The sequence below is a fragment of the Blautia sp. MSJ-9 genome (assembly GCF_018919065.1).
Classification (GTDB): Bacteria; Bacillota; Clostridia; order Lachnospirales; family Lachnospiraceae; genus Blautia_A.
The window spans coordinates 68511-75449 of sequence record NZ_JAHLQG010000054.1 but is presented as its reverse complement, the minus strand read 5'-3'; the positions used below and the strand labels follow the sequence as shown (position 1 = coordinate 75449).

At 43.8% G+C, this 6939-nt stretch carries 7 protein-coding genes and 1 pseudogene; 2 read left to right on the top strand and 6 right to left on the bottom strand.

From position 1 onward, the window contains the following. A partial coding sequence (locus KQI87_RS17410; protein ID WP_216458472.1) for a transposase occupies positions 1 to 152 on the bottom strand: 152 nt, incomplete at its 3' end. Between the two features lie 113 nt (positions 153 to 265). On the opposite strand from KQI87_RS17410, the pseudogene KQI87_RS17630 reads away from it, so the two are divergent. Together KQI87_RS17630 and KQI87_RS17405 are read left to right on the top strand one after the other, a co-directional pair. Further along, positions 266 to 370: pseudogene (locus KQI87_RS17630) on the top strand (type II toxin-antitoxin system Phd/YefM family antitoxin); the annotation flags it as partial. Between the two features lie 138 nt (positions 371 to 508). Next, the gene (locus KQI87_RS17405) at positions 509 to 778 is read left to right on the top strand and encodes an MscL family protein (protein ID WP_216460919.1); all 270 of its coding nucleotides are present in this window, start codon (positions 509 to 511) and stop codon (positions 776 to 778) included. A 59-nt stretch (positions 779 to 837) separates the two neighbouring features. Here the strand turns inward: KQI87_RS17405 and KQI87_RS15670 are convergent, their stop codons facing one another. From KQI87_RS15670 to KQI87_RS15650, 5 genes are all read right to left on the bottom strand, one after another. Then, the gene (locus tag KQI87_RS15670; protein WP_216460911.1) at positions 838 to 1392 is read right to left on the bottom strand and encodes a histidine phosphatase family protein; all 555 of its coding nucleotides are present in this window, start codon (positions 1390 to 1392) and stop codon (positions 838 to 840) included. Positions 1393 to 1659: 267 nt separating this feature from the next. Next, a complete protein-coding gene (locus tag KQI87_RS15665; RefSeq protein ID WP_253292560.1) occupies positions 1660 to 3240 on the bottom strand; it encodes a PucR family transcriptional regulator in 1581 nt (526 codons plus the stop codon). Between the two features lie 168 nt (positions 3241 to 3408). Continuing rightward, positions 3409 to 4044 carry a cobalamin B12-binding domain-containing protein gene (locus KQI87_RS15660; protein WP_216460910.1) on the bottom strand — a complete coding sequence of 212 codons (636 nt, stop codon included), beginning with the start codon at positions 4042 to 4044 and terminating at the stop codon, positions 3409 to 3411. A gap of 313 nt (positions 4045 to 4357) precedes the next feature. Then, positions 4358 to 4894 (bottom strand): DUF2284 domain-containing protein, encoded by a 537-nt coding sequence (locus KQI87_RS15655; RefSeq protein ID WP_216460909.1) that lies wholly within the window; start codon positions 4892 to 4894, stop codon positions 4358 to 4360. A gap of 123 nt (positions 4895 to 5017) precedes the next feature. After that, the gene (locus tag KQI87_RS15650; protein WP_216460908.1) at positions 5018 to 6751 is read right to left on the bottom strand and encodes an ASKHA domain-containing protein; all 1734 of its coding nucleotides are present in this window, start codon (positions 6749 to 6751) and stop codon (positions 5018 to 5020) included. Between the last annotated feature and the right edge of the window lie 188 nt (positions 6752 to 6939).

Genomic DNA, 6939 nt, shown 5'->3' with positions numbered 1-6939 from the left:
TGTAACATTTCTTTGCATTCTGTATCGATTCCGTTTTTTAAAACCTTTTTTCTGTATTTTGTACACCAGACAAGATGATACTGCAAGGAATAGACATATCCCCTACCATATGAAAGTTTATTTTTATCTATATTAAATATATCTTTTTCCATATAAATATTATACCATATGTATTGGTTTATGTAAACATTTGTTCTGTTGTTTAGTAAAAAAATTTGCGCGTCTAACTCATCACTGAAAGTAACGAGAATGCGACGCGCAGTTATTCAATAAAGGCCAGGCTTCAAAAATATTTGACCGTTTACGTTCCGAAAAAGAATTAATCGTACTAAAGAACAATCAACCATCAGCTATCATTCTGTCTCCTGAAAATAAAATTTCAAGATTTGAGTATACGAGTGGTTTATAAACTGGAATATATAGATGATGTTATGAAAATAATCATCATCTCAGCACGAACAGATGAAGCAGTATACAAAGAAGCTGCCAAAAGACGAGAGAAAAATAAATTCTTAATGTACTCACAGGTGGAGCTACATACACACTTCAGGATGTATCCGGATTTGCATCCTCATTTATCGCATCCGTGGTGAACTTCCTCATCATGGCGTTCATCCTCTTCTGCCTGCTCAAAGCAGTAAACAAAGTCACCTCCCTCGGTGCTAAGAAAGAAGAGCCTGCCGCTCCGACAACTAAGAAATGTCCATTCTGCATGAGTGAAATCGATATTAAAGCAACACGCTGTCCACACTGTACTTCTGAATTACCAGAAAAATAATTTCAAAACATTCAAATAATCGATCCAAAAAGCCAAGGGGTGTCCAGAGGGGACGCGGCTTAAGCGTCCTCTTTGGGAAACTCAAACTTCCGAATTTCGCAATTCTTAATCCCAAACTTCGCAAATTCCTCATTTGTCATATCTGTAAAATAAGATTGGATTGCCCTCGAAATCCCATTATGCGCAACCAGTAGATAAACCTTATCATCTGCCTCTTTCTTAATATCATCGATCAGATTATAAATTCTCTGGCAAAGATGAAGCATGGATTCTCCACCTTCATAAGTATTAGCGAAACTCTCCTTCGCTTTCTTAAACTCCTCCCCATTTCTCGGAGTAGACTCATATTTTCCAAAATTCTGTTCTTTCAGTCTTGGCTCCATTCTTGCCGGAATGCCTGTGATCTCAGATACATGCTTTGCAGTATCAGCCGCACGTACCAGCGGAGAATAAAGAATCTCATCAATATGAATCTCCTGCTTCAGAATCTCCTCACCAAGTTCCTTCGCCTGCTCATGTCCTTTTTCGGTAAGCTCAATATCTGTCGCACCGCAGATCTTATTCTCTACATTCCATACAGTCTGTCCATGTCTCGCAAAATAAAAATATCCCATCGTATCTCATTTCCTTTCCTGTCTGATCTGCTACATTAATACAATTGATGCATCATGTAGCACTATTTCTCTGGTTCACTGCAGATACATTTTATTCTGAACCTGCCTCTTACCAGACATTTTACCAACCCATACTCAGAAACTCAATACTCTGGGATATTCCATTTTTCAATAACGGTATCCGTTTATACCTATACCTTATATGTAATCCTTATTCTCATAGCATTCCAACAATTCTGCTAATTCCTGCAGTTTCATCTTTTTCTTCTATTCTTTCTCCTCTTCCTGTTCTAACAGCCTGAATGACAATTCCAGATAAAAAATCTCCTCCGGATCATCCAGATCAGACTGCAGAAATTCCTTAATTCTGTCCAGTCTGTAGAGAAATGTACTTCTATGAATAAACAGCTCTCTCGCTGCCTGAGTCGCACTCAGATGTTCTTCCAGATACACCCTCAGTGTTTCCATATATTGTGTCTGATTTTCTTCATCATGCTTCTTCAGTTCCAGCAGTCCCTCATGACAGATCATTGATCCCGGCAGTCTCCTGGTGGACTGCTCCAGAATGTATGTTAACGCCACCTGACTGAAATAATGGATCCACAGATAAGGCTTCTTACGACTTCCTACATCCAAAGCTGTCTTCGCCTGCACATACTGTCGGCGCAGATTCATATGTCCCTCCATCACTCTGCTGTATCCAGCTTTCAGATAAGTATCACGAATAAAATAGATCAGTTTACCAGCAATTTCTTCCTGATCCATTCCCAGTCTGGTCAGATTAAAAAATGCCACAATCTCATCCTGATAAAGAAAACTTACTGAATCCTGCAGTTTCTTCTTGATATATCGGCAAATGGCCTTCGTTGAAAGATTCTGCTGGTTCAGATACGTAATCTGCAAAATCAAACACATATATTCATGATTCCCACTCCATCCCAGTTCACTCAGCTCTCTGCTCACCTGCATATAATCCGCAGTCCTGTCCGACAGAATCCTAACAAAAATCTGCTCCATATCCCTGTCTGGATCTTCTTCCTCTGCTTCATGTGCAAGCAGATACTCTAATTTCTCTACCAGAATATCTAACACACAGATAACTCTCGACGTAATCTCCACCCTGCACTCTGTCAGAACCAGCCTGTGAGTTGCTTTCTCATCCACAAACAGATTTCTGTTCATGGAACGGCATCCACTGATATAAGCCGGAAACATCACATATTCATGTGTGTCTGCCATCTCACAGTAAGTTTCATTTTGCAAAAGCGCGTTTACATACTCCATATTCAATCCATCATCTGTGTACAGCCGCGCTCTATGTGGCAGATACTCATTTCCCGCTTCAGCCACGAAAGTAAAATCCAGTCCCATTACAGTCAACGGATTCTGCAGAAATTCTGAAGTCACCTGCAAGAGCCGGTCCATTCCAGCATGCTCTAACATCAGGTCATGGATCTTTCGTTCCCATTCATCAGCTGCATCAAAAATCTCCTGCATGTCATTCATAAATTCTGCGATTTCTTCCAATCTCTCAAGTGCTACCTGAATATAAGCCCCTTTTCCAACTACCGCTTCCTCTTCTTCTCTGTCAGCATCTTTTCGTTTACAGAAAATCCAGAAGATATCTTCCGCCTTCGAACTTACTGGCTCCCACTCATCAGCATCACATCCCTGAATCACATATACATGTCCTGTCCGAAATCCATCTTCTGACTTTTTCCCCTCTTTACTTATTCCACAACGCAAAAAAGGGCGCAGATATCCGTCTGAACCAGATAAATTTCCCTTTTCCTGAATTTCATATTTCTCTTTTATTTTCTCATATAAATAAACTGATGACAGCCGCAAGTCTCCTGTCCTCCTGTTACATAATCTCGACGCTGATTCTGCCAGTCAACATGAGATAATCTGCTTTTATGCTTTTATGCTTTTCATCCATTCATTTGACTCTTTATACATTATAGATTTGACTGAAATCTTCAGCTGTCCCAAGTACTCTCAGTAAACAAACGGTTTTCACACAATAAACGTCTTCGCCACTTCCACAGCTTCAATACAGTTCTCCGTATAGGCATCCGCTCCCATATTCTTAGCCAGCTGCTCAGTCACTGCACCACCGCCAACCATGATCTTAAATTTATGCTTACTGCTGCTTCGCTTCAAAGACTTCACCACCTGCTCCATCTCTGGGATTGAAGTGCTCAAAAGAGAAGAAATACACACGATCGACACATCCGGATTCTGCTTCACTGCACGCAGAAACTGCTTCTCTGAAATATCCACACCCAGATCGATCACCTTAAATCCAGCACTCCGGAACATGATCGCAACCAGATTCTTACCAACGTCATGAAGATCTCCCTCCACCGTTCCAAGGATCACAGTCCCGATATTCCGTCTGCTAAACTGCGCATCCTGTTCCTCAAGCAGTTCAAAACCCTTACGCACACTTCGAGCCGCTGCCAGGATCTTAATAATATCCGCGCCGTTTGTCTTATAGTTCTCGCCCACTGTCCTCATGGCAGGAGTCATTGCCTCCTCCACAATTTTTGCAGAAGAAATATGCTGTTTCAATGCCTCTCTCACTAGCTTCTCCGTATCCCCCGGATGCCCCTCCTCAATTGCTTTTCGTAACTGTTCAAGTATTGTCATATATCAAGCCCGCCCTTAACCATTCTCCTACAAAAAATCCCCCGCCTTACGGCGAAGGATCTTTTTATCCATTCACGCTCACAATTCAATTACTGCAATAACTGCGTTTTCAGTATATATTCTATCATAGCACGCCGTCATTTACAATGTAAAAGCACTTTCATTTTTATCTGCAGAACTTTCTACGTTACTGTTCACTCCGTTCACAGTAACGTAGCCAAAATTCATTCCAGATTGCCTGCGGCAATGGAATTTTGGCTTGTATGTCTCGGGATTTTGGCATATTCATGCCAAAAACCCGAGACATACCTTTTCACTCCAACAGATAACAGCTTGTATAGGCAATTGTACAGTCCCCATAATAGTACTGCAGTCCATTTGCCTGACAAACCTGTGTCACCAGCATTCCATAAGCTTCCATAGAAGAAAAAGCCTGCTTCGGAAATCTGCATGGTGCATCCGGATAAGTACAGACTTTGCACTTCGTGCAACATCCCGCACCAATCGCCAGCATATCCGGATAAAGTTCTCTCAGCTTCTTCTCAAACTCTACAAAATACTCTTTATGTCTGGCCTCTGTTTCCATCATACCCTCACCATCCAAAGCGTCTTCCAGCTCACCAACCGTCTGGACAATAATTCCATATTTATACTGGTGTACTTTTGCTTCACATTCCTCAAGAGAACCGCATCCCGGAGGGCAGCTCCAACACTTGTCATATTTATGGCATGTATCTGCTGCACACATCTGCCGCACTTCCGGCTTTAGCTCAATCGTATCACAGTCCAGCAGTGCTACATACGAAAATCCCTGCTCTATTCCCATCTGCTCTAATTTCTTTATGTCCATAATCTAAGCCCCCTTACTAATCTCTCACATAATCTGAAATCTACCATACTTCTATAACATCTTGCAAAAAGCCTTTTTCAAACATACTCTAGTAAATCTCAAGAATTCCACATTTTCGCTGGCCTATTCATTTGCTTCAAACCCCAGCTCATCAATAAAATAATCCTGAAAATCACCCGAAGCCGCTAATTCCACAAAATCAATCTTTCCTACCAGTTCATCCATCTCCAGCATTTCTCTCTCATTCACAAGCGCAATCTTCGCGCCCTCACCAGCAGCATTTCCCACAGGCTCCACTTTCTTCACAAGCGCCGCTGGAAGCAGCCCAATCTTTCCTGCACTGACCGGATCCATATAGTTGCCAAAAGCACCTGCAATATATACAGAACAAATCTCCTCTTCTGTAATCCCAAGTCGTTTCATAAGCATCTGAATCCCTGCCGCAATCGCAGCTTTCGCAAGCTGAACCTCTCCGATATCTTTCTGCGTCAGATAAACGCCTCTCTCATTCCCTGCCTGCTCCAGCGGCACCAGCATAAACACACCCTGCTTCTCCTGTCCACTGCTCAACGCTCCATTCTCATCCAACATTCCTGCATCCAGAAGCCCTGCCACCAGATCGATCAATCCCGAACCACACAAACCAACCGCCGGTTGATTTCCCACAGTCGTATAATCCCACTTCCCATCCTCATACTTCACATGATCCACAGCACCTGCTGCACCACGCATTCCACACTCAATCTTCGCACCTTCAAAAGCAGGTCCCGCCGCAGTAGAACAAGTTACCAGACGATTCCTGTTTCCCAGAACCATCTCACCATTCGTTCCAATATCTATCATCAGCGAAATCTCGTCTTTCTGATCCTGCCTCAGCGCCAACAGACATCCACAGGTATCCGCTCCCACATAACCCGCAATATCCGGCAGCATAATTAACTCCGCTTTCCTCTGCACATCCAGACCATAATCCCCTGCATTCAGAACCAGCCTCTCACTTACAGCAGGCGTATAAGGCGCATGCACCAGCGAAGCCGGGGAAATCCCCAGAAACAGATGATGCATACAGGTATTTCCCACAATACACACCTGAAAAATATCCTCTCTGGAAATTCCGGCATCCCCGGCCAGAACTCCCAGCATCTCATTAACCGCTTCCCGAATACACCGACTCAACACATCCGTCCCATGCTCCAGCGCATAATTCGCTCTCATGATCACATCCGCTCCATACTGTGCCTGCGGATTCATCCGACTCTCCACTGCCAGCATCCTGCCATCCTCACTATCCAGCAAATACCCCGCAATCGTAGTCGTCCCAATATCAAACGCCGCCAGGCATCTTCGTCCAGCTTGCTTTCTCATTTCCAAAATCCGTCGTCCACTGTAGATCACATACCAGTCATCAGAATCTCTGCGCATCCCATACAACTCTCCCGCCAGCTTCAGATCCACTTCCATCCGCTCCGGCTCAACATCACTATCCATCTCCGCCAATTCATCCAGAAGTCTCTGCCAGTCCGACCGCTTCTCCCCGGGTCTCGCCTTCTCCAGCTCAACCTGCACCATCCGCAGTCCCGGTTCAAACACAACTTCTCTGTTAAATCCATCCGTCAAAATCTTCTCACTGCCAGCCCTGTCCAATGTCTCCACTACACAAGTCTCACCTTCACTGATCCGCACCTGACACGCCTTAACCACTTCACCATTAATCTTAACCAGACACTTCCCACATTTCCCCAGACCACCACAAGGCGCATCTGGCCGCAGTCCAGCCCTGATCTCCGCTTCCAACACCGAGGCCCCATCTTCCATCTCTATCTCAATATTCTCACGAACAAATTTCACCCAAGCCATATAAAAACCTCCCACACTTGCCCAATAATTAATTCCATTCACCTATTTGTTAGCTCACATCCAACAACTGCTTCGCATCTCATTCACCCACTCGCGAAACCAATACCCAGCTCAGAAAAATATTTTATTTCATGTGCATTTGCAGGGGTCTTAGATATTCTTAGCTCTCAGAAATCTGCGTTATGAGC